The 24,008-nt window shown below is 56.8% G+C and carries 7 protein-coding genes and 3 pseudogenes; 2 read left to right on the top strand and 8 right to left on the bottom strand.

Going from position 1 to position 24,008, the window contains the following annotated elements:
• Nucleotides 1-25: 25 nt before the first annotated feature.
• A complete protein-coding gene (locus tag ML_RS19785; RefSeq protein ID WP_081439389.1) occupies nucleotides 26-283 on the top strand; it encodes a LysR family transcriptional regulator in 258 nt (85 codons plus the stop codon).
• A gap of 70 nt (nucleotides 284-353) precedes the next feature.
• On the opposite strand, the gene ML_RS13695 is transcribed toward ML_RS19785, so the two are convergent.
• The 7 genes and pseudogenes from ML_RS13695 to ML_RS13665 form a co-directional block, all read right to left on the bottom strand.
• Nucleotides 354-3,008, bottom strand: coding sequence for a circularly permuted type 2 ATP-grasp protein (locus ML_RS13695; RefSeq protein WP_049769952.1), 2,655 nt, complete (start codon nucleotides 3,006-3,008; stop codon nucleotides 354-356).
• 15 nt (nucleotides 3,009-3,023) lie between these two features.
• Nucleotides 3,024-6,016: pseudogene (locus ML_RS13690) on the bottom strand (transglutaminase family protein); the annotation flags it as partial.
• Between the two features lie 109 nt (nucleotides 6,017-6,125).
• Nucleotides 6,126-6,741, bottom strand: a pseudogene (locus ML_RS13685) (TetR/AcrR family transcriptional regulator).
• Nucleotides 6,742-7,881: 1,140 nt separating this feature from the next.
• A complete protein-coding gene (locus ML_RS19780) occupies nucleotides 7,882-8,019 on the bottom strand; it encodes a DUF5134 domain-containing protein (RefSeq protein WP_111481120.1) in 138 nt (45 codons plus the stop codon).
• Between the two features lie 2,585 nt (nucleotides 8,020-10,604).
• Nucleotides 10,605-10,721 (bottom strand): hypothetical protein, encoded by a 117-nt coding sequence (locus ML_RS19775; RefSeq protein ID WP_162618297.1) that lies wholly within the window; start codon nucleotides 10,719-10,721, stop codon nucleotides 10,605-10,607.
• Nucleotides 10,722-11,521: 800 nt separating this feature from the next.
• Nucleotides 11,522-11,659, bottom strand: a complete 138-nt coding sequence (locus ML_RS13670) for a hypothetical protein (RefSeq protein ID WP_156511870.1) — start codon at nucleotides 11,657-11,659, stop codon at nucleotides 11,522-11,524.
• A 2,158-nt stretch (nucleotides 11,660-13,817) separates the two neighbouring features.
• Nucleotides 13,818-15,154 (bottom strand): annotated as a pseudogene (locus tag ML_RS13665) (sensor histidine kinase).
• A 394-nt stretch (nucleotides 15,155-15,548) separates the two neighbouring features.
• Between ML_RS13665 and ML_RS13660 the strand changes: the two are divergent.
• Nucleotides 15,549-17,789, top strand: a complete 2,241-nt coding sequence (locus ML_RS13660) for an NADP-dependent isocitrate dehydrogenase (protein WP_010909024.1) — start codon at nucleotides 15,549-15,551, stop codon at nucleotides 17,787-17,789.
• A 1,107-nt stretch (nucleotides 17,790-18,896) separates the two neighbouring features.
• On the opposite strand, the gene ML_RS13655 is transcribed toward ML_RS13660, so the two are convergent.
• The gene (locus ML_RS13655; RefSeq protein WP_010909023.1) at nucleotides 18,897-23,726 is read right to left on the bottom strand and encodes a cation-translocating P-type ATPase; all 4,830 of its coding nucleotides are present in this window, start codon (nucleotides 23,724-23,726) and stop codon (nucleotides 18,897-18,899) included.
• Between the last annotated feature and the right edge of the window lie 282 nt (nucleotides 23,727-24,008).

Genomic DNA, 24,008 nt, shown 5'->3' with positions numbered 1-24,008 from the left:
CTGTACACTTTATTATATCCTTTCTATGAAAGATCCAGAGTTGCGTTACTCCGTAACCGCGGTCGCCGGGCGACTCCACACCACCCAACCACCGCTGAGCCAGCAGATTCGAAAGCTGGAACGCCACCTGAAAAGAATCTCATCGATCGGTCCCGCTGCTCGATCCAACTCACTGATGTTGGCAACGCGTTGTTGGATGAGTCCAGGCCGGAGCTCACACACAGCGAGGGGTTTTGCAACTGTACGCGGGGTCGCTGCCGGCCAGGACCAATGCTGTGGTTAACCAGGTGCCTCCCTTCTTAGCTAGGGGATGAGATTGCTTAGCGGCCAAAGCTTTTGGTTGAGCATGCTGGTTACGACATGGTTTGTCGATTGTCAGGCCCCCATAGTGGTTGCATGCCGCAGGGCACCGCCAATTGGGTTGCGGTGATCGCGTCGGCCAAGTCACGCAACGCGGTGTCGACCGCGGCGAGTAGCTCAGCCAGCACATAGCGGCGCCCGTCGGCACTGACCTCTTTCAGCTGAGCGGGAGCGGACCGGCGCAGCCGGGTGCTCATCTCGGCCACCATCCGCTCCGGGAGTGATGACCTCGACGAGCCCGGAAGGTCAGCGAGATCGACGCGTAACCGATCCAGTTGATACACCAGTGACCGCGGGTTCGTCGCGTCGAACAGCATGAGCTCAGCGACAACGGCAACATCGATCGTGCTTACCGTGCGGCGCTGGTAGATGACCGATGACTCACAAATTACCAGGATTGACTCGATGATGCTGTGCTCAGCCGCGGGGCTACGGACGTCGGTAAGCGTGGCATGCAGTAAGGCGGTCAACGCCAGCCCGCGTTCGATGCGCTTTCCGATGTCCATTATGGTCCAGCCGATATCACGCACCATCGATTCACCGGCTAATCCGGACAGTGTCAGCATGCCAGCAAGTGTCCGTGCTTGCACCGACGCCAGCAGGGCGTCGCCCTCGACCAACGACTCCGGCGGCTCGGTCTCGTGCACCATAGCGCGCTCTACTTCACTGAGCACCATCCAGGTGTCGCGGGACAATTGGGCGCGCACCGCTCTTGCTGCCAATACTAGCCCGTCCACCGACTGCACCAGAGACCCTGGCAGATTACGGTCGGTAGTGAGCGACCACAATGTCGAGGGCGCAACGGCTATCACGTCAGCCTGACCACCGGATCCGGTGTCGGTCCCGGTGATCTTACCAAGCGCCGCTATCAGCACCGGCAAGCACGCGTTTTCTTCCGTGTTCTGGCGGTGCCGGGAATCGTGGTAGTGCTCGCGGGTGACAATGAGCAACCGTGCCATGTTTTCGGCGCGCTCACCATAGCGCCCCATCCAAAACAGGTCGGACAGTACCCGCGGCGAGCTCACCCCCAAGGTGCCTGTTCCCGTCATTGGCGGCGACTCCAATAATGAATGGGTTATCGCCTCGGTGCGTGCGCGCTCCGTTGGAAGAACCCAAATATCTTTTGCTGCAACTTTTTTCAGAGAGTAGGCATCAATTCCAGATGCCAGGGCATACCCTAGACCGCCGATCATCGGTGCATAGCCGCTGCGTTGGGCAACCGTGAACACTCGCATACCGATGCTAGCCGGTGACAACACGCCATCATGATCTGTGGGTGCAGTTGAGAATTGCGGCAGTTCTTGGCCTACCCACTGCCACGGCTTAGCTGCGATTCGAGCAGCCATTTCAGTCAGTTGTCCGGACGAAAGTGATGGTCCTACAATGGTTTTTCCGCCTACGGTGGATTTGATTAATAGCGACGACAAATTCGTCAGCAGGTGCAAGCGTTCGCTGTCGATTCCTGCCCAGTAGACGGGTGCGCTGGGCAGCAATAGGGTTTCTCCGAGTAAACGCTCGGAGAGTTGGGGCAAGAACCGCAGTAGCCCTGCGCTTTCTAGAATGCCGCTGCCTAGTGTGTTAACAACGGTCACCGTTCCGCGATGTTGTGCCTCCACCAAACCGGCCACGCCTAACAGCGAATCGGCACGAAGATCCAGGGGGTCCATATAGTCCGCGTCGACGCGGCGCAGTACCACGTCGACGCGTTTAAGTGTGCCCAAGGAACGCATCCACACCTTGCCGTCGCACACCACTAAATCCGAGCTTTCTACCAGTTGGAAACCCAGCAAAGTTGCGAGATACGCTTGATCGAAGGCGGTTTCTGAGTAAATTCCCGGGCTCAGCACTACAACTACTGGGTCCTGAGCGACCTCGGGTGCTGCGTCTATCAGTGCCAACCGCAGTGCTTGAGCAAACGGTGTAGTCGGTCGCGGCCCGATCGTTTCGTAGAGGTCAGGAAGTGCTTGTGCGACCACACGTCGGTCCGCCAGCGCATATCCGGCCCCCGAGGGCGCTTGCGTCCAGTCGGCGTTGATCTGGAACCCGCCGTCTGGCAACCGGCTGAGGTCACAGCCGTGCATGAAGAGCTGGTGATGCCCAGGAACCTCGATGCCGTGGTCGGTACGCACGTAGCCAGGGTGGCCGAACAGCAGTTCTGGCGGCAGCACGCCGTCGGTTAGCAAGCGGCGTGGCCCGTACAGGTCTGTGAGTACGGCATCGAGTAGGCGTGAGCGCTGAATCAGCCCGGCTTCTAATACCTCCCAATCGGTCGCAGAGACCAACAGCGGCAACGAGTCTAGCCGCCAGAGCCCCGGCACCACACCGTGGTCATTGGTGAGCGCTCCTGGGTCGATCCCGGTGTAGGTAATGCCATCGTTGTAGATTAGTCGGTGCATCACCGAACGCAATTGATGCAGTCCGGCCCGACCTCGGCCGCCGATCGCATCCGCCAACTCGGTCCAGCTAGGTCGCACGTAGCCAGAGTCGTCGACGAATTCATCGTAGCCGATTCCCGGGCCGGCCGTGCCGGCAGAGTGTAGGTCGAACAGAACTTTCTGGGCGCGGGCGGCGCGGTACCCGTCTAGCAGTCGGTCGGCGTCAGAGTGATTGAAACGCGCCGAGGACGATGCACTGTTGCTCAGTGCCATTTCTGTGGATACCATATACCGTATCACGGTGCGGACGCGTCTGAGGTTGAGGATGCTAGGCGCGTCGATGTCGGTGGAGATACTGACTTGCTTTTCCGGATGCAGGACATAGTAATTTTGCTTGGGATGAAACCGGTGGCTTCAAAGCGACGGCTCCAGCGTGCCTGGGCTTCGAGGGTGCTGCCAGTGTTGATTGCTTTTGACCCGGTGTGGCTGGCGTGATAAGTGCAGCCACCGCGCGAGGTTACGGTGGACTTCTCGCCGAACGTAGTCCACGGTTCGATCGCGTTCCGTAACTCGATCTCCACACCGTGGAAGACAGAAGTGCCGAGGCGCGGTAAGCGGAATTCGATGAACGGGTACAGCCAGTTGGTCTCGAAAGCGAGGCCGTGTTCACGCAGGCTGGTTGCTATGGCAGCCATATCATGGCTAACGAAGTGGGGAAACAGGTATCGGCCGTGCAGATTGGTGCCGTGGCGTATCACTGAGGCGCGCAGCGGTTCCTCCCAAAACCACGCCACCAGCGAGCGAACCAGCAGCCAACGCACTATCACCATTTGCAGGTACAGCGGCATCGCAAAGCCACGTAACTCTAACAGACTGAGCCTGCCGTGGGTGTTATCGTGGCTGTGAAGCTTGTCGATGCAAAACTCGGCGTGGTGGATGTTACCGGTGATATCGACAACCAGGTGCCGAAACGCGCGCACCTCGTCAACTTGCGGTGCCTGCGATATGGGGCCAACGAATTGCCCCGCAAACCGGTAGGATCGCGAAGGGTGTCGTTGCCAGCAGGTCAGCAGCGAGACCAACAGATCGGGGTGACGCCGTAGCGGTGTGACGTCGCCGAGTGTGATGTGGTTATTGCCGCCGGTTCTGCCGTGTGCGCCGCTGTCGTCAAACGACTCCGTCGACAACCGAGCCATTCCTGCCTGTGCATAAAAGGTTTCCAACTGCTGGCGTTCTGCAGCAAAGCTGGCAGCGGCCGCGACTTGCCCTGGCTTGACGCACATCGACTTCAGCCGCAGGTCCGTCGGCAGCCCGTAACCCTCGATCACGACTGGGCAGCCAATGTTCGCGGCAGCGGTCTCGCCTCCGGAGACTAGACTGACGAAGTGTTTGAGCGTTTCGGTAGGCGATAGGAAAATAGACAGAAACTCACCGCGAATTTCGGCCACCATCGCGGTAGGCGGTGCGGAGTCGGGGTTCTCGAGCACAGCTGCGGCGGTGTTGGGTTCCGCCGACCACGCGCGCCAGAAGGTCATCGGATCGAGGTAAAACGACACATGCGGTCGTGGCCAGCTGATCGAATCCAGCGGCAGCAGCAAGCCTGCCAGCGAAGCGTCCTCGATCAGCACAATGCAGCCGCGGTGCAGCTGCAAGGTTGCTTGGACCCAGCTGAGGTTGTCGTCACGGCTGTGCAGCGACAGCATATACGCGTCCGGCAAGGTGACTGATTCCTCGAGACGCGTAAGCAGTGCGACACGGTTGACGGCGCTGTCCGGGGTAGTGGGGCCGCGGTCGTCACTTAATTGCACTGGGGCGCCGCTCGGAATCCGCACTTTAGCTGCTAGACGGCGCAGCGTATCCTTGTATGCTGCCCGCATTTGTGTGAGTGGTAACCCGAGACCGTCAGCTGCCTGGGCTAGCACCTTGTGGGCTAGCTCGCTATCTTCAAGGGTTGTCTTGTTTCGTTCGCTTGGACCGGCTTTCCAGGTATCAGTCAGCAGTGCATCGTTGGTCCATAGTGGCTGTCCTTTGGTGCGCCAATACAGTGTAATCTGCCATTGCGGCAACGGCTCTCCCGTATACCACTGGCCCTGTCTGAAATGGATCAGCCCCTGCGGCGCCCAGGCGGCCTTCAGCCGGGCAGTAAGATCGGATGCCGGCTGGCGCTTAGACGGGCTTTTGGCGACCATCGTCCACTCTTTGCGGCCCTTGTTCGGGTGGATGTTCACCAAGACGACTGTCGGCTTCCCGCCGACGGTCAGCCGTTGGTAGCCGTGCTGGCCTATCGCGCAGATCGCGTGCCACGCCACGTCGGAGTAAGGCAGCGTGATGTGCGGGTCTTCTTGGACCTGGGTGGACAATGTTAGGGAAGTCCAGCACCGCTTCGCACGGGTCGGTTGAGCCGTTGGTCGGCGCTGCCGACGCAGTATGTGGTGTGGTTGCCAACGGTATGCGGACCTCGTTGGCGAACAGCCCCGAGATCGGGTCCAGCCTGATTTTGCCCGTACAGGGGATGGACACTTCGGTCCAGGCGTGCAAGTAGGTGAATTCGGTGGCAGGCCCCGATGGCTCGTTGAGTGCCTCGATATCGGAGGGCAGTTGTACGAGGTAGCTGAGCTGGACACAACCCAGGCGGTTAATCTCATCTGCCATAAAATCGATACCAATAACCATGCCGAGTCCCGACACGAGCTGATGCCGGTGCGCAGCGTGAAATCCGTTGTCGGGACACCGTGTTCCATGCACACGATATCGCTGACCTCGGCGTTCATCGCTTGATTGAACGCGACCAGGAAGTTGATGAAGTTGATGGTTCGGATGCCATCTGGCACCGGGAAGTTGCGAATCCATGCCCACACTAGCTCATTGTCGACGAATCGGTTGCCTGCTTCGTCGACGGGCCGCAGGTAAGGCTTGAGGTCCTCGGCTAGCGCTTCGGGATAGGTGAATGTCGGTCCTGACCTGGCCGTGGCAGGCCACGTCTCGGCCCAGTTTTCGATATAGCAGTCGAACGGGCTGATCATCTTGAGGTTGGTGATGAGCCCGAATCCTATGCTCCGTCGGCGCATAGGATTCGGCAAGACCAGTCGGGTCAAGCCGTTGCCTAGCGTGTCTTGCTGACAGTTGATGAAGTGGCCGGCTGGCTCGATCTGCAGCGAGTGGGCCTCGATAGGCGGGCGTGAGTGTGGTGCCAGGTGTACCCGAACGACATGCGGACACACCTGGACCAGCCGGTTAAAGGTGTAGCTAGTGCGGTGCTCCAGCGTGACCTTGATGTTCATAGCCGCCGATCTCATCACAAGAGCGAACTCGTCGCAGCGCGTGGTAACAGTTCGCCACGCTTGCCTCTGTGACTACGAGTCCTGGTGGAGCGATGACGTATGTGCCGGGTCAGTGCCTCGCAGCTGGGTCGTGCAACATGCTCTCGATGAGTCGGTGCAGCACCTGTCTGGTTCCTCGCTGGGCTCGCTTCGGGTAGTCGGTGGTGGCGTCGTATGGCCATGGCCGACTCGTAGAGCTTGCCGATCAGCACGTGGTCCAGCGGCTGCGCCAACTGCCTCGCCCGGCTGGCCTCGCTGAGCAACTGTTGTTCGGTCATGCCCAGGCTGTAGTGTTGCGCGACGTCGCGGAAGGCCGCCCAGCCGAGCACACTGGGTGCATACAGCAGGATCAATTGACGCACCTGTGGATCGGCCAGGCCCTCGAGCCATGCGTCGACCTTGGCCCGGATCGCGTCCACGGGGGTTTTGGCTCCTGACGAGGCCACTACGGAGGCTATTTGGGCCATCGCATCCTGCTCTACCGTCTCAACGACATCGCGGAATAGTGCGGCCTTGTCGGTAAATTGGTGGTAGACCGCTCCTCGGGTGGTGTCCGCTTCTTTGGCTATCTCGGGCGTGCCCACTTCCGCGTAACCCCGTAGTCTCCACAGCCTGTGCCGAGCTAAAGTCAGCGCATCACGGGTGGCTGTGGAGCGCTCTTCCTGGGTACGCCTCTGGCTTTCCATACAATCTGTTTGTAAGTTACAAACAAGCTGTCTGCAACAGTATCTCGAATTGGAGAGGCACCTATATATATATATATATTATCTAAATATTATATATATTATATCGACGATCGACATTAATGCCGGAGCTATCCATACATGAAGCAACCGGGTCGGAGAATGACAGGCCTGTCTTGTTTGTGCACGACTACATGATGGGCAATGAACTGTGGCGGCAGGTCAGTCGAACGGCTTAGCAACTTCGGCCTGCGGAGCATTGTCCCTACCTGGCCGCTGGGTGCACATGCTGACCTGCTGTGCCCTGTCGCTGATCGAACCATCACTGGCGTCGCCAGCATCGTAGCTGGTGCTTTTGCTGCCCTTGGCCTAGAGAATTTCTTTGTTGATCAGCTACGATACCGACGGTGTCGTAACATAACGCACTACTCCGAGTGGTTGGGTGCCCTTGTTATCACGAGTGGCGATGCGTTCGAACACGTTCTGCCGATGGTCCTCAAGTAGCCTCAAATCGGTTATTTTTGTCGGCCAAGTCGAAGACGTTGTTAAGGACTGTCATTCCGGTTATGTGGTCGGCGCTGTCCGGTTCCGCGATTGTCGGAGACCTACGTCAATTTTCGTTATCTATATCTCTATGCGCACGGGGTGACCCACCGGGGCTGCGTCCCGACTACCTTAGCTCGACAAACCAATGTTCATCGCGTGGTCGGCCGACGCCCAGTTCTTTGCGTTCGGCGCCGACCAGCGACTGGCTGCGACCATCTCCGCCGTTCGTGTTGAATTGATCGGGGGAACGTGCACGTTCTCCCTAGTGGATTGACTGGACCGGCTGGCCGATTTTGCTGTCTATGATCGATGTGCTCACCTAGTCTCACGCTAGCCGTACGGAATGTCTTTGTCCGTGTCGGTTTCCGCTCTGTAACCGGATCCTCGGTCGAACCGCTTTGGATTGTCGTACTGCGGTGCCAAGGCCCCGGCTGGTGTCATTGGACCTTGCCGCGGCCTGCTTTGGCTTGACGGTCCTTTATTGACGCGACCATCCTCGAATCCTTATAGATCCTCACCGCCGTCGGCGAGAGTGCCTACCATTTTAATCGAATTAGCGCTGTACGGCGGCGCCCCCCAACATTGCGTGGTTGTGTTTTAGGGATCGCCGGTCTGACCCGGAAGACGGTTGTCCATCATTGCATACATCCACGCCATTGCTGCCATCGTTACGGCATTATAACAGTTGGTCAGTCGGTTACGGGTAGGGCAGTTCGCTGGAGCTGCCACGTGCATAAATCAGATTGTAGCACGGAATTATAGAATATCCAGCGATTGTAACGGATACCACCGGGGGTGTTTGTTAGTTGTTGCACGTGTATTCGAGGTGATTGTATTTGTAACCGAATGCTTGGGTGTATCTAGCACATTTACGGTGGCAGGGTTGATGTTATTCATGTGTGTGTCAAGTGCGCGGAGATAGATTGAAAATCGTTGTGCTGTCGCTATTGAAACCATCTTCGGAGAAAGAGAGTATTCGGCTGTATCTTTGGGTCGAGGACTGTCGATTCGATATCCTAGTAATTGGGGTAGAAATTTTCTCTGAAATTTTTTGCGGCGTTGCTGGCGCGTTTTACCATGAGATTTTTTGTGTATAATTCTGGGGTCAGACACGGGATTATTATCCTAGTCAGTATTAGCGACTAAGGGCAGCAGAAAAAAATACCCAAACCATGTTGGCTGCGCTATGTATTTTAGCGCGGATGTTTACGGCTTGTTGTGCGCATAATTTTGTGCTAGTGAATCAGTAATGTAAGAAATGACGTGGTAAAGATTGTGCAGTGGCTGGGCTCGTGCCTAAGCCAATGGGATACCGTGTCACGTTGAGAATTGCACACAGCTGCAGGCGCATCTCGCCGTGGGGTGGCTGGATCAGAAGGCAACAGAAATCAGCTATGTTTTTAGCGGTATCCACTTGTGCTGGGATATGCGAAAATGATCGCTTCGCGGTCGGATTTAACCACGTCTTCCACGTTGCTGCATGTTTTGTGGAGTTGCGGTTGGATCGACTAGTCCCGATGCAAATTCGCACTGCGGTTTATGGCTGTGTAGTGAATTTTTCGCACACTGAGTCGACGATTATAACCGCGCTTAGCATCGCAGGAATGACTGTGTTACTGTGTGAACACGACTAAGGCGGCAAACATCAAGCAGGAGTTGAACCCATCTGCCTGACCTGATGGAGTGCTATATAATCACGACCAAATCCTTAGCAGTCATCAAATAAAGTAAAATACACGTCGATTAACGAAACGCGGTTTTTTTGTATTTCGAACCAGCCTCCCTAGAGTGGGTGGTGATTTTTGTGGCTAGCTGGTGAGCGGCAGCGAGAATGGGGATTCAGAGCAACCGCAGTAAACGTCCTCTTAATGGCCCTGCAGCTCTCGAATGACAGCAATTCGGTCAGTAGCGTACTAGGTTACGCTAGGCGTACATGTAATAATTCCGGGCTAAGATAGTTTGACATGGGCCGAACGCTTCGGGCATATCCGGCCATTACTCCCGTATAGGTACCTGTTTGCTTATTCGGTGTTCATAGACGGCGACATCCGCTGTTAATGCGACAGATTTGTGTCGTGACGAAGTGCGGTGACAGAGCGATTTAGTTAATAGCTAGTGAATTCCTAGGGTCCTTTTTGGGTGTGTTGCGGTTCGATTGTGCATGAGTCTCGGCCACTGCCATGTCCAGGCCATGAGCGTTGAGTCCAATGCGCCTCGTAAGGAATTCGACGAATCTAAACAGACATGACTCACTCCCAGTGTTGGTGTCGTGGGGTGGCGGGCTCCTTCTCAGATACCGGCTATGAGATAATAATGCTGGTGCTGCCTACGTTTTTCACCGGAACATCGGGCACGTTGGCAGCGGCGCTCGGTGTATTCGACAGAGTCAATGAAACTGTTCGGTGGCCCTCTGCAAATAAGCGGGGAACTAATACCGTCGGGTAGCTCTCTGAGCGCCGTGCTGGCAGCAGGAGCTATCGGTAGGGCAGTAACGGTGTGGCCCAGGCTGGGGTTGCGTGTCGTTGTGCATTCGTTGGTCTGCGATGCACTGTTGGCGCCGCTGAGTCTGGAATGAGCCCACGTTCCGGGCATTCGGGCTTGAAATGAGCCGACGACCACCTGGGCGCGGTGATGTGCCTGTTGTGCTCCACTGGGTTGGTGGCCTGTTTAGGCCTCCAACCGGCGCTGTATCTGGCCACTATTCTTGATCTCTTCCGCAGTGGTGGCGATCGTTGTAATCGGCATGTGAGGGCCTGTAGGCGGGTTGATGCCGTATCCGAATCAGCACCACGGCGGTTGGAATTCAAAGCATTGCGGCACGTCGGTATGTTGCCGGCTGCGGTGTTTCGAGTTCGTCTATCTCGCGACAACCTTGTTGATCCTTTAGGTAACGCACGCAACGTAGTTGTGATGGTGGCTTAACCGGCGGGGTGCCGTGACCAAACAAAACTGCGCGCGGTATTTCGCACCGTGTACAGTCCTGTACATCGTCTCTGTAGAATCTCTTATGGATTACGAGCCAGTATACCGCATAGTGTGTTCGTGATAACACTGGGTTTCGCCTTGGCCGAAGCGGGTATCGGGGCTTGCTGGGCCGACACAGTCAGCCGTAGTTTCTAATCTTATTCCAATCGACTTCGTGGTATCGGGCCATCGACGTGCTCGGCGCGGTCCAGGTAACAGGTGACCTAGTGTGGCGACAGTGGTTGCCAAAGCTGGAAACGGTGCTGCTTTCGGTTACGTGGCAGTATGAATAGCGGTGGCCATCGTTACGGCAGGTATGTTGCGGCCGTAGGCAAGCTACAATGAGTAGCTGGCAGTCACAACAGCCGATCTGGTGTTACCGGAGCGATTTCGAGAAGCCGATTGTATTTTGCGACTTGTTCTTTGCCCCCTGGAGAGTCAAATTTGATTTGACCGCACCCGGACGCCACCACGATGTCGGCGGTGAGCCTATTAACTTTTTATCTTTGAGCTAGAGGAAAACGTCGCAATGTAGCTCGCTTGTCAGCACAAGAGAGAGCCTCTTTCATTTCCAATGAAGCGTCAATCTGACGGACCTTGATCAAGGCGGCGTTTCCGATGCTGGAGGGCACCGAGACAGCTATTAATTAGAGGTTAGTTACCAAATTGTTATCACCAGCTAGTTGCACTTTTTTGCCCTAAGGCTTCAGTTAACTTCCGTTAGCTTTAGATGTCGCCTTTATCCATCCCGTTTTTGATGTTCCATGCCAGTATAGTTCGTAACGACGTGCAGTGCTTCAACGTCTTCTGGACACCGCATCTCGGGTCCGATGCCGCCTTCGTCTCCCAACTTTGTCGAACGTGCCATCCAGCGTCTGCAGAGTGAGATCGCTTGATTCAGGGCGGTAAATGGACGACCCGTCAACGGTTCCACGATTGGTTCGTTGACATTGCCAGTGCTTGATGTACATGCCTGGCCGGCATAGCGCGTCGTAATGGTCGCGGTTCAATTGCTTTCCAGCTACCCGCCATGGAAATCGAGAATTTTAATTGCAAATTTTGACAAAAACGAACGGTCCTTTAATTATCTTCAGAATTATGCGGTTATCAGTCGCTGATAGTGTCATGGTCCTCGATGGCATCGGTCAGTTGTGTCACGCCGAGCCGCTCAAGGAAAGCTGGGCATCGTGTAGCTGACGGCCGTCGTATCGGTGCAGGCGAACACGGTAGCCGAGTGTGGCAAGTGAAACAGTACGCCGATTTTGCTGAAGTATTATTCAGGGCCAGTCATGTTGACAAAGTCCTTACCGCCGTTGGCCAATTCGCACATAATCTCGAATCTATCTTCAGATACCACGTAGATACGCTTGCCTATTGTGCTCTGCTTGAGCAACACGGCACCGGCCTTCATATGCATTGTTTCGAATGGCCGATTCGTTTACGCAACCGCGGATACCAGCTCGATTACCCGGTAGGCCAACGGCAACATTCGATTGTCATGGGTCGTAATCATTACTACACTGTTGGCTCCGTTCGTTCTGCGTGCGTGAGCGGATGAGCTGTAGCACCTCCTCCATTTGGTTGAAGTCGAGGTACGCGGTTGGTTCGTCGACAATGATCTTAGGCCGGATCCAGTGTGAGCGGCGATCAGCAGTAACGCAGCGCTGTTGCTGACCGCCGCTCAAGTCACCTGGGCGGTGCTTCATTTGCTCTGCGAGATTGACCCGCGACCGCGACTCCACATCGAAGTTTAAGCCGCCGATTGGCTGTACGGCATACCCACTGCTGGAGGTATTTCGACGATGAGCTCCTGATTATTTAGCTTGTCCATCGCTCAGGGACTTCCGACCGCGAATGCCCTATCGAACGCGATTATACACTGCCGTCCAGCGACGCTGACCAACTGCCCGATCGTCACTGTGATACCGGTAGCATCGCGAAAATGCTAGCAGGAATCGTGACAAACAATCATCGGGAACAACGGTGCCACCAACAGCGTAAGAATGCTTACCACTGTGGCAAGTAGCGTTACCACGACCACCTTAATGGTGGTGAAGACTCACGCCGCCGTTCGAGTAACAGGGAAGTAGACAACTGATTCGATAATCACCGTCGCCGCGACTCACAGCAAGACCCCAAGGATCGTGATCGCGGCCACTGTAACTGTTAATGGGCGCATCTGATCGTTGACAGCTACTCCTTGATCGACGGTCTTATACCCGGTCGGGAGCTGTGTTGCATTGCCTACGACGAGCTGCGTGGACTGTATGTCTGTTAGTATTTTAGAAGCTCCCCGTTGTTACTGGCATCGGCCCGGCGTCCTTGGTGGATGTGCCCGTATCCATTTTGCAGCGGACCGGCTGGCAATCGTTGCCAGGATCGGAATCCTTCTTTCTGGCGGTCAGGGCCAGTGAGGTGTCGCTGCTCAATCTTTTATAATACTACGACAGTTTTAGCTGAGAAATTTTCTAGATGACTTAATTATCCGGTGATAATAGCGGCGAAATAGTTCCGGATATTGACATCAAGAGCGGTATATATCTACATATCATAGTAGCTATGTGATAATGTCCTTGACCGCCGTTATTCTGTAGCCGATTTTGGCGTCGTAGCGAACGGTTATTTAGACACAGTTTTGCTCTATAATTCCCACAATTATGAATTGCTGGATCCCGTGTTTTTGATCTGGAGATCGAAATTGGTGTTGGTGAAACTACTGAAACACTGATATGCTTGGAAAATAATTTAACCCGATTGAAGTATAAACTCGAAATGACTCTACTCGCCACAGTTTCTGTACTCGAAGGTCCAACGTGACCATGCAGCTCTTTAGACTAGCTAAATATAAATATATTATTATGTAGCGTAGTAGTTAGGTGATTTCGCCAGCGCCGTGCGTAGAAAAAAAATTTATATTGACTTTGTGTGCGGCAGTAAGAAATTTATCCGTGTGTGGAGCGTACCGGTTGGTTTCAGCGACACTATTTCAGACGATTCTATATCTTGCTGCCCTCGGAAATAAAATCGTTGTACAGATCAATAACAACAAGGCCGGTGAGTTTTTCTGTACATCATGTCGGTCATGTTTCTTCTATATATTTTAAAGCCTTACATTGAACGAACGTCGATGTAAGTCCTCGAAATGTATACTAGATTAATTCTGATGGCTTATTTGAGTGGCACTTCTAGTGCTTCATCGCGCGGCTTGGAGAGTGAATTCCAGATTTACTGAAATTTATTCTCTACCAAAATATTTAGCTTGCATAGCAAGAAAAATTTACGTTAAGTGAATTGGAATAACCAGTTCGTGACGACCTTGTTCAAGCCAGGGTGATCAACTAAGGCAACTAACTCGTCAGTTACAGTAACGAGCTAAGCTGTTTCAGCGCTGCTACGCAGCCTCGTCTTTGTGGACTTGGCTCTGGTCCTGCTGAACTTCCTGTTTTACGCGGCCCACGTCTTGTTTGATTGTTGACTCAACAGGTTTCGCCGTAGTGAATCATCGTAAAGCCACATAACATTATAACATTTTGCCGGATTCCCTGGCTTCGATGACCGACACCATCTACTCAAGTGGTATTATGGCTGTTGTCAGCCAGTCTCGATAAAAGTCCCGTGCCATCTATCGGCTTGGTGTGTAGAGACGCGTTCCTGCCGTGCAACTCGGCCTGCTGAATGACCAGCGCCAGCCCTAAGCTGGGTCCTGAAGACGATGCTGTTGATCCGCGGATAGAGCGCTTGAAGACTGCGGCGCGTTCGATTTCTAGCACGCCGCTGCCGTCGATGGCGATTTCTACGCCTTCACGGGAACTGCTCACGATGAGCTGGATTTCGGTGTCACCATCGTGCTTAACCGCGTTGGGGATGGCGTTATCGATAATTAGCTGCAGCCCGGTGGGCAACCCCACCATCAGTATCATGGGCGAGGGCACCAGCCGCACTTACTATCCCGGCTAGATGCCAAGCTCATTGTGCGCGGCGCGATCCAAAAGCTCGATGACATCGAACGGGACAAAATTGTCGATGGTGGTCAGGTTCACCCTGTGCCAGCCGTTCAGGCGTCGTCAATGTCGCTTAGATCCGGTTTTGGGTGCGAATGATGTCATTTATTACCTCCTCACGCTGCTCGGAGACTAACTCCAGGACGGCCAACACCCCCAAGTTAGTGCGCATCGAGGTTAACGGAGTGCGCAGTTCGTGTGAGGCGACGTCGACAAAGTCACGAGCCACCTCTAGCACTGTCTTGGTGTGCTCTTGCTCGTTTCCGATGCGGTCCAGTACTCCCTTAAGACTAGCCTCGGCGATCTCGATGGCTTCCACGCACGCTGCGTACCTGAACTTCGTCTGAACCGCGCTGGACATTGATGGCACGAGCTTGCTGGGCTAGCAGGAGGGAAGGATTGAACATGATGAACGAGATCACCCAACCTACTAGACCTGTTCCGTCTATGACACTGGCACAGATCAAAACACCCGTGAATGCAGTTCGTTTATCCGATGTTGCGCTTCGGCTAACGGTGCTGCTAACGCAATTGAGGCCGGACCCGCCGAGAAGGTACGGACGCGGTATTGCACGCCGTTGATGGCGGTGTTCGAATATCCTTCTGTGAGTTTAGGCAGGATGATATCCGTCGGGTACTGATACAGTCACTCCGCTAATGCATGTACCATGTATTAGTTACTAGGTTACTCTCCGATGTGGGCCGATTAAGTATGGTCTGTTGCACTCTGTTGAGCAGTGTGTCTATATTGCCAAGGCTGTTGACTCAATCAAGGCGACGGTCGAGTTGACTGTATTGATAGTTGGTGACGTCAATGCACACCACAAGTGCCTAGGGTGAAGACGAGAGCAATCACCGATAGTTGTCCCGCAATGATGATGGTGCGCAGTGGACAGCACACGCATCGGCAGCCGTATCCCGAACATATGTATGCAGAGCTCCATCATCGAGTTTGTTGCGGGAGTAATGCACCCACCGTGTGGTTGATCCGGTGGCATGTCCCGTCAACGCTTTATCTTTGCCATCTGTCCTTCCCTTATTACCCGGCTCGGCCGTCGACCTCGGGCATGAGCTGTATCTCGTCGTCTGTCTACGACAGCGCGCCTAACCCTCCCCGGTGCCAGCGGACCAATCAATGGTCACCTTATCTCCGAACGCTTACTGGAGTCCTGGCTGCGCCCACCCAAATTCATCACCGCCGCGCGCTTGCTACGCATGTTGGAGCCGCGATACTAAATAGCCGCCGTTATAACGCAGAGCCCTCAACATCTGACCAACAGTTACGCTGGGAGAACAATCATGAGCGCCGAGCAGTGGACCATCATCTACACGCTGACCGACGAGGCGCCGCTGTTAGCGACCTACGCCTTTCTACCGATAGTGCGTGCCTTTACCAAGCCCGCGGGTATTAAGGTCCAGACTAGCGACATCTCCGTGGCAGCACGCATACTGGCCGAGTTTCCCGATTACCTGACCGAAGAGCAACGTGTGCCGAACAACCTTGCCGAACTGGGCCGGTTGACACAGTTACCGGACACCAACATCATCAAGCTGCCGAACATCAGTGCTTCGGTGCCGCAATTGATGGCCGCCATCAAGGAGTTGCAGGCCAAGGGATTCAAGCTTCCAGACTATCCGCAAGATCCGAAGTCCTACCAGGAAATCGACATCCGTAACCGCTACGGTAAATGCCTTGGCAGCGCCGTGAACCCGGTTTTGCGGGAAGGTAACTCCGACCGTCGTGCACCTAAGGCTGTGAAGGAGTACGCACGTAACAACCCGCACAGCATGGGCGAATGGTCGATGGCTTCGCGCACACACGTCGCGACCATGCGGCACGGCGACTTCTATCACGGCGAGAAGTCGATGACTTTAGACCGCGCGCGAGACGTGAAGATGGAGCTGGCAACCAAGAAAGGCAAAATAGTCGTGCTCAAGCCCAAGGTGTCGCTACGGGACGGCGACATCATCGACAGCATGTTCATGAGCAAGAAAGCCCTGTGCGAATTCTACGAGGAGCAGATGGAGGATGCTCGCAAGACCGGCGTGATGTTCTCACTGCACGTTAAAGCGACGATGATGAAAGTGTCTCATCCTATCGTTTTCGGCCACGCGGTGAAAACCTTTTACAAGGAAGCCTTCGCCAAGCACCAGGATCTGTTCGACGAACTGGGCGTAAACGTCAACAACGGGTTAGTCGATCTCTATAGCAAGATTGAGACCCTGACCGCATCGCAGCGCGATGAGATCATCCAAGACCTACATGCGTGCCACGAGCACCGACCCGAGTTGGCTATGGTCGACTCAGCGCGTGGAATTTCGAACTTCTATTCGCCTAGTGATGTCATCGTGGATGCGTCGATGCCAGCGATGATCCGTGCGGGAGGCAAGATGTATGGCGCCGACGGGCGGGCCAAGGACACCAAGGCCGTGAACCCCGAGTCCACCTTTTCCCGCATCTACCAGGAAATCATCAACTTCTGCAAGACCAACGGAGCTTTCGATCCGGCGACTATGGGCACCGTCCCCAACGTTGGCCTCATGGCGCAACAGGCTGAGGAGTACGGCTCGCACGACAAGACATTCGAAATTCCCGAGGACGGCGTCGCCAACATCGTGGACCTCACGACGGGCGAAGTGCTGCTGACCCAGAATGTAGAAACCGGTGATATATGGCGTCTATGCGTCGTTACCGACGCAGCAATTCGCGACTGGGTCAAGCTGGCTGTCAGCCGTATGCGCAACTCCGGCATGCCAGTATTGTTTTGGTTGGACCCTTACCGTCCACACGAGAATGAGTTGATCAAAAAGGTCCGGGCGTACCTGAAGGACCACGACACCAGTGGCCTGGATATCCAGATCATGTCGCAAGTGCGCTCAATGCGTTACACGTGCGAGCGCCTCATCCGCGGGCTAGATACCATCGCCGCCACTGGCAACATCCTGCGGGACTACCTCACCGATCTGTTCCCGATCTTGGAGTTAGGTACCAGCGCCAAAATGTTGTCCATAGTGCCGCTAATGGCCGGTGGCGGGATGTATGAAACCGGGGCGGGTGGATCGGCGCCCAAGCACGTCAAGCAGCTTGTCGAAGAGAATCATCTGCGGTGGGACTCGCTGGGTGAGTTCCTCGCGCTGGCCGTCAGCCTGGAAGACCTGGGCATCAAGACCGGCAATGAGAGGGCCAAAATCTTGGCTAAGACGCTGGATGTCGCAACCGGAAAGTTGCTGGACAACAGGAAGAGTCCGTCACGCAAGGCCGGTGAGCTCGACAACCGTGGAAGCCAGTTCTACCTCGCCATGTACTGGGCTCAAGAGCTTGCCACGCAAACCGATGACCAACATCTGCGGAACTACTTCACCCCACTGGCCGAAACGTTGGCCAAGAACGAATGCACTATCGTCGCCGAGCTCAACGAGGCTCAAGGCAAGGCGGTCGATATCGGTGGTTACTACGCACCGGATGCTGAGCTGGCCAAGGCGGTGATGCGTCCGAGTGCCGTGTTCAATGCTGCGTTGGCGGCTGCTCAAGGTAGTTAAAGGCCCCCCACTTTTCGTCCTGTGTGTCACTGTTACTGACGTGCGAGTTCTCCTATCGAAATACGAGTCGTGGGCAACACCAGCGACTGGCTGTAGTGATAGCAATAGGCTATATTTCGGCGAATATTAAACGAACTTCAGAAGCACGACACTAGCTCCTTAATGAAAACCGTGTAGTGCACAGAATTTGCCATCAAATGGGGAAAAGTTCACCGGCATCGGACAGGATCGGTGATATCGACTGTTGTTGTACATACCGAACTCGATGCCCGTCTCCCACAAGTTGTCCGCCCCGGCGGCACGGTGTTGACCCACTGGTGTTTTGACGCCTCAGCCACACTCGACCTCCGCTATAAGTGTGGTTTCGATCATGCCTGGTGCGCATCCTCGGACTGCCCCGATCTGGTGGGCACCCGCAACCCCGTGCCGTCCCTATAGGTGGCATTGTCCAGCGGTAACTGGCTCGATTCCAGCTTGGCACGCCGGTATGTGGGATGACTACGGGCAACCTCCTCGACAACGGCTACGGCTCAACCGAGGTCTACACCGGCCGAACTACGGCATGTCCAGAAAACCGTGGGGAAGCTGGTTGCGGGATGCCCGGTACGTATCTTCGACAGAAGTTGCCGTCCTGTCGGGCTGTGCGTGACCGGACGCATCGTAGTTAGCGGTGACCAACTTTTCTGGGCCAAATTGGCGGATCGGTTGTGGGAGACGCCGAAGTCATCATTGACTAGATTGGCTAGCACCGGATACATCGACTTTCGACCATTCGGGTCGGCTGTACATCATCGGTCGCTAGGACGACATGATCGTCTCGGGGGCGAGATGTTTATCTACGTGCGCTGGAAAACGCGCTCGCGGAGCATCACGGCATCGCCGCGAATGCGGTCGTAGGTGTTCTTGATGAGACGAGTAGTTAGGGCAATGCCTTGTCGTGTTTAGCGTGCTACGGCACGCAGTAACGTCATCGATAAGCCGGAAGTACGTAGAGTACTTGAGTGGCAAGGTATCTCGTTTTGAACAGACCAAAGATATTGGCATCGTCGATAACATTCCGGACAATCCCGCTGGCAAAGGGGTGACCAGCTAAAGCAAGGTTAATGCTCACTCCTGATTGAGTTGCGCGATACCAAAAGCTTTGTTTAACCACTGGGGTGCCAGTACCGAGACTGCGGTGGCTCCTGCTGTGGCAGTTATTACTCCTGACCAGGCTATTGGCCCAAGCGGTGTGCACCCGAAAAACTGACTGATTACCGGGGTTTGAATGATACCGATCAAAACACCCGCGCTGCCTAGTGCGGTTGCTACGACGAGCGGGCTGTGTCGGCGCGTGAGCAGGGTCTGTGCCAGCTGCGTCGTCACCAATGCGGTCAGTCCCATTGTCGCCGTTCGTCGTTCGGTACCCGGCGTCCAGCGCCCGATAGCCCAGGCTGTGGTCGCACCGGCGGCCGTGACCACACCACGGTTGACGATCTGTCGCATCAGTGGCGCGTCGAGCGAGGGCGTAGGTCCGGTCAGTACCTCGTGTTGGTGTGTTCGTCGCGCCTCGTCTGCCTCTTCGTCGGTTTGATATTCGTCCTCGCCGGGTTCTTCGTATTGCGAGGTAACAGCGATCGAAAGCGCGGGGAACATATCGGTGAGCAAGTTCACCAACAGTAGTTGACGGGTTCCCACCGGCGCCCGACCAGCACCGAATACCGTCCCAATGATAGTAAAGACGACTTCGCCGACATTGCCTCCGACCAGAATCGTGACCGCATCACGAACGCCTGCCCACATGCTGCGGCCTTCGACCAGGGCATCGAGCAGTACACCCAGATCGTCGTCGGTCAAGACGATGTCAGCGGCTCCTCGGGCGGCTGAAGAACCGCGGCCACTCACGCCGATGCCCACATCGGCCATCCGGATGGCAGCGGCGTCGTTGGCACCGTCACCAACCATCGCCGTCACTTGCCCGCAGCGTTGCAACGCTGCCACAATCTGCACCTTTTGCTCCGGACTGACTCGGGCGAAGACCTGCACGTCGGCGGCAAGTTCGGCGCATGCGTCCTCGTCGAGGCCGATAAGTTCGGTGCCGTTCACTACCCGTGCATCCGAGCGCAGACCCAACTGCTGGGCGATAGCCCGTGCGGTGATGGGGTGATCGCCGGTTATCAGTACCACGTTGCGGCCGGCGGTTACCAACGCTTCGATCAACGGACGCGAGGATGGCCGTGCGGTGTCCGCTAGTCCGATATAGCCGACCAGCTCGAGGTCATGCGCGGCAGCGTCGACGGCATCAGCATCGGTGTCGTTATCGTCGGTGGTGTCGTGGCCCCAGGAGCATTGCGCGACCGCCAAAACGCGCAGGCCTTGCTCGGCGAGGTGGCGCACCAAGGACTCTGCGTGAGCAACGTCGGCCTCTGGATCGGCGAACCGGCAACGCGGCAGGATCTTTTCAGGGGCGCCCTTGAGCATCAGCATCGGCGCCTTACCATTGCCGGTTATGCCGATCGCGGCGGCATAACCGCGACTGGACTCGAACGGTACCTCCGCAATTAGGCTCCAAGTCGAATCGGTATGGCTGTTAAGCGAACTGGCTGCCGTGAGGATCGCTTCATCGGTGGCGTGCGTGTGGCCTTGCCCGTCGTGGGGTTGGGTGGACGCCCGCGCGGCGTCCCGCAGCACCGCAGCAGAGTGCGGATCGGTGATGTCGGGAAGTGGATCGTGTGGCATCCTCGTGTTCGGCACCGCACAGACGACACGCAGTCGATTTTCGGTGAGCGTACCTGTCTTGTCGAAACATATGGTGTCAACGCGGCCCAGGGCTTCGATCGTGCGGGGCGATCGGACCAGCGCCCCCTTCGCCGTTAAACGCTGGGCCGCGGCGAGCTGGGAGAGGGTGGCCACCAATGGCAGACCCTCCGGGACAGCGGCCACGGCGATTGCGACGCCATCGGCGACTGCTTGACGCAGTGATGCGCGGCGTAGCAAAGCCAAACCCGTCACCGCGGCGCCACCGGCCAGTGTCAGAGGAAGGACCTTGCTGGTCAGCTCCCGCAGCCGTGCTTGCACCCCGGCTGATACTTCCACGTCGGCGACAGCCGAGATCGCGCGGTGTGCGGCTGTGCCGACCCCGGTGGCCACCACGATCGCGCGGGCATGTCCTGCCACGATCGCGCTGCCTTCGAACAGCATGCTCGCTCGGTCGGCGTCGTTGATGGCGACGGGGTCCACTCGCTTGTCCACCGGCAACGACTCCCCGGTGAGTAAAGACTCATCGACTTCGAGGTCTTCGGCTACCAACACGCGAGCATCTGCCGGTACCACTTCCGGAGCAGCCAGGTCGATGACATCACCGGCTCGCAGCGACTTGGCGGACACCGTGACTGTCCGTGTGGCGTGCTGTGCAGCCTCCAATCGACGACGGGTCGTTGCCACCGCCGGGACAACGACGCGTCGCACCAACTGATCCTGCTCGGCGAACAGCTCGGCGGCGGCCGCCTCGGCCCGCAACCGTTGCACGCCACCGGTAATCGCGTTGACCGTCATCACGCCCGCGACCAAAAGGGCATCGATATTACTGCCAACGATCGCCGACGCAGCTGCTCCGACCGCCAGGATGGGAGTCAGCGGATCGGCGAATTCCTGCCGGGTCGCGCTCGCCAGCCGAGCCAGTTTGGTTACTGGTTTGCGCAGCGGTGACAGCGCCCGGGTGTAGGACAGATCGTCGAGACGACGTCGCCAATCGGGGGTACCGGGCTCAACGGCTAACGGTTGTGTGACGCCGGCCAATCGTGAGTAAACGATCTCGGGGTCCAGCGCGTGCCAGGCGGTCAGCGGTTGCGGGGTAGGGTCCGGCAGCCGGAGCACCTTGCTGGCTGAGACGACGCCAGTCACCAATGCGGTCGCTGCGGCCGCATTGACCGGACTAAACCAGCGCCGCAAAGTAATTGGGCTAGCGGATTTGCTACCAGCGCTCGCGGTGATCAGCAGCAGCCCTGCCAGGGTAGTACCGCCCTGAGCAAGGTGCACCGAAGATTCACTGGCTGAACGGGCCACGGGCAGCGCAGACAGGATCCGCACTGCGGCCGCCAGATCAGTGCCAGTGATGATGTCCGCGGTCCACGGTGTAGCTGCATGGGGATCGTCCAGGGCTACCCCGACGTCGGCAATGGCTAGTGCGGCCAGCGTGTCGGTCGATGCGAAGTCCCGGTGCACGGCGGTGATCAGTAACACCGGTCCGCGATCGGTGCGCAGCTCACGTACCAACTTCAGCAGCGGTGTACCGGGCGGATGCGTCGCGCCGACGCTGGCGGAGAGATCTTCTGTGCCAGCTACATGACGCAAGACTACGCGTGCCCCGGTTCGGTGTGCGGTCTGCAGCAGCGGGATCGCATAGGGGTCGACTTCCCATCCGACGTCGACACCGCCGACGCACTCGCCATTAACCACCAGATCCGCGTGCTCGCGGCCCTGTACGGGTGTTGCCGACGGCCCCTGCAACGGAACCCATCTGAGCCGCGCTCCAGTGGCCGGTGACTCGTCGGGATCGGGCTCGGGTGCCCGCTCGCCGTGCAGCAGTGCGTCGGTAACCTCATATACACGGTCGTCGTCCCAGCCGGGCGTATTTCCCCGGGCAAGCAATACCGCGCGGTGATCACCGCGCAATGCGGCCCCGTCGATGACGACCACCTTGACCTGGTCCAGGCGGCGCAGCGCACCCGGATCGAGTACCAGTTGCCCGGCGTTGGCCAGTCCGCGGCCCAGTGTCGCCGCGAACGCTTGCTGGCCCATATGCGCCGCTCTTGGCACCCCGGCCAGGATCGCGCCGGCCGCGTCTTCGGTGCCACCGCCCGCGAGCAAAGCACTCGCCGCGGCAATCAACGAACCGTTTGCCGCTGAATCGACATAGCTCTCTACAGGTCCTTTCATCGACCCTTTTGCGGTGTCGATTGCGGCGTCGATTGATCCGCCGACCACGAGGTGCGACGCTTCATTCGACGCTGCGGCTGTCCAGTTGTGGCCTGCGGCATGCGATTTTTCCCCTGCCGACGAGATCACGGGGACCACCGGCGCTTGTGGCCGCTTGGGTGAGGCCAGTTGAGGCTCTCGATCTCGCCACACGCGCTGGTGAGCCGCCGCTTCGGAGAGTTGCAGGCCACGGCACGCCAGATCCAGCAGTGGTGTGCCTACCGCTTGGGTCAGCCCGCTAGCCGCCGCTGTTGTAATGCTGAGTGCAATATCGGTGCCGACCCTACCCAGTCGTGATTCCAGCAGTGACACCATGCGCGGTTGATGATTGACGAGAGCCGCCGCGGCCCGGATAGTTTGCGGTACGGCGGGCAGTCGGGTGACCCAGCCGGTCACTGCGGCACTCAACGCGACAAGGTCCATTACCGCGGCGGTTAGCGGCATAAGAATTGCCAGCGGATTACCTGGGTCGGCAAATGGAGCAACCTTGGGGGCCGATCTCGCCCCTGTCAATGCTAAGTCGGCGGCCAGGGCAATAACCACGTCACGCACTTTGCCCAAGACAACGTCGCTATCCGCGTTCTTGTCTAGTTCGATTACTAGCCGTCCCAATGAGCCCTCGACATGGCCCTTAGCCACCCCTGGAATTCTACGAACCGGTTCTTCTACTACTGCTGCGTACTCATGCCAGCGGGGGAACGGTAGCAGCGGATCCAGGTCTAGGTGTACACGCTGACCGTTGTGCCAGCGCACCGGTGGATCGACCCGGTTCGCAAAATTCGGTGAATGGCCCGTACCGAGCGCTCGGCCGGTGGATTTAGCTACCGATTGCACCACCGGCCAAGCGAACTCGGCGACCGGGCTGGCCAGCATCTGCATCGTGTTGACAGCGCCGGTGGCGGCATGCGTACTGGCCCGCACCACCTGCGCCATGCCGCCGACCATATTGCTTACGGGGTCGGTCACATGCGGAATCTTCATTCTTCACCCTTCAATCGCCGCTACCGCGCCTAAATTCAATCCTGGTAATGCCTGTTTGATATGTCTACCGCTAGGCCCCATAGATAGGCGAGTGAACAACTTCAGTGACTGCGTGGGCGCTGGGCTTTCGCCCAGTTATGTTAGGGTGATAGTCGGCGCAGCTTTAGGAGCCTCACCGGCTTAAAGACAAACCGAACGCGTTAAACAGCGCTGTATCGAGAAATACGGTGAAGTGTAGTGATGCTGGCGTGGGTGGACGTGAATGGGCTGGGCCCGAATTAC

The sequence above is a fragment of the Mycobacterium leprae TN genome, assembly GCF_000195855.1.
Classification (GTDB): domain Bacteria; phylum Actinomycetota; class Actinomycetes; order Mycobacteriales; family Mycobacteriaceae; genus Mycobacterium; species Mycobacterium leprae.
Note: the sequence above shows the minus strand (reverse complement) of the source record. Positions and strands in the feature narration are given on the sequence as shown.

Excerpts from the sequence above, each read along its gene's own strand:
- ML_RS19785 (WP_081439389.1), top strand. The coding sequence starts at position 26 with ATGAAAGATCCAGAGTTGCGTTACTCCGTAACCGCGGTCGCCGGGCGA.
- ML_RS13695 (WP_049769952.1), bottom strand. The coding sequence starts at position 3,008 with ATGGCACTGAGCAACAGTGCATCGTCCTCGGCGCGTTTCAATCACTCT.
- ML_RS19780 (WP_111481120.1), bottom strand. The coding sequence starts at position 8,019 with ATGCACGTGGCAGCTCCAGCGAACTGCCCTACCCGTAACCGACTGACC.
- ML_RS13670 (WP_156511870.1), bottom strand. The coding sequence starts at position 11,659 with ATGAAGGCCGGTGCCGTGTTGCTCAAGCAGAGCACAATAGGCAAGCGT.
- ML_RS13660 (WP_010909024.1), top strand. The coding sequence starts at position 15,549 with ATGAGCGCCGAGCAGTGGACCATCATCTACACGCTGACCGACGAGGCG.
- ML_RS13655 (WP_010909023.1), bottom strand. The coding sequence starts at position 23,726 with ATGAAGATTCCGCATGTGACCGACCCCGTAAGCAATATGGTCGGCGGC.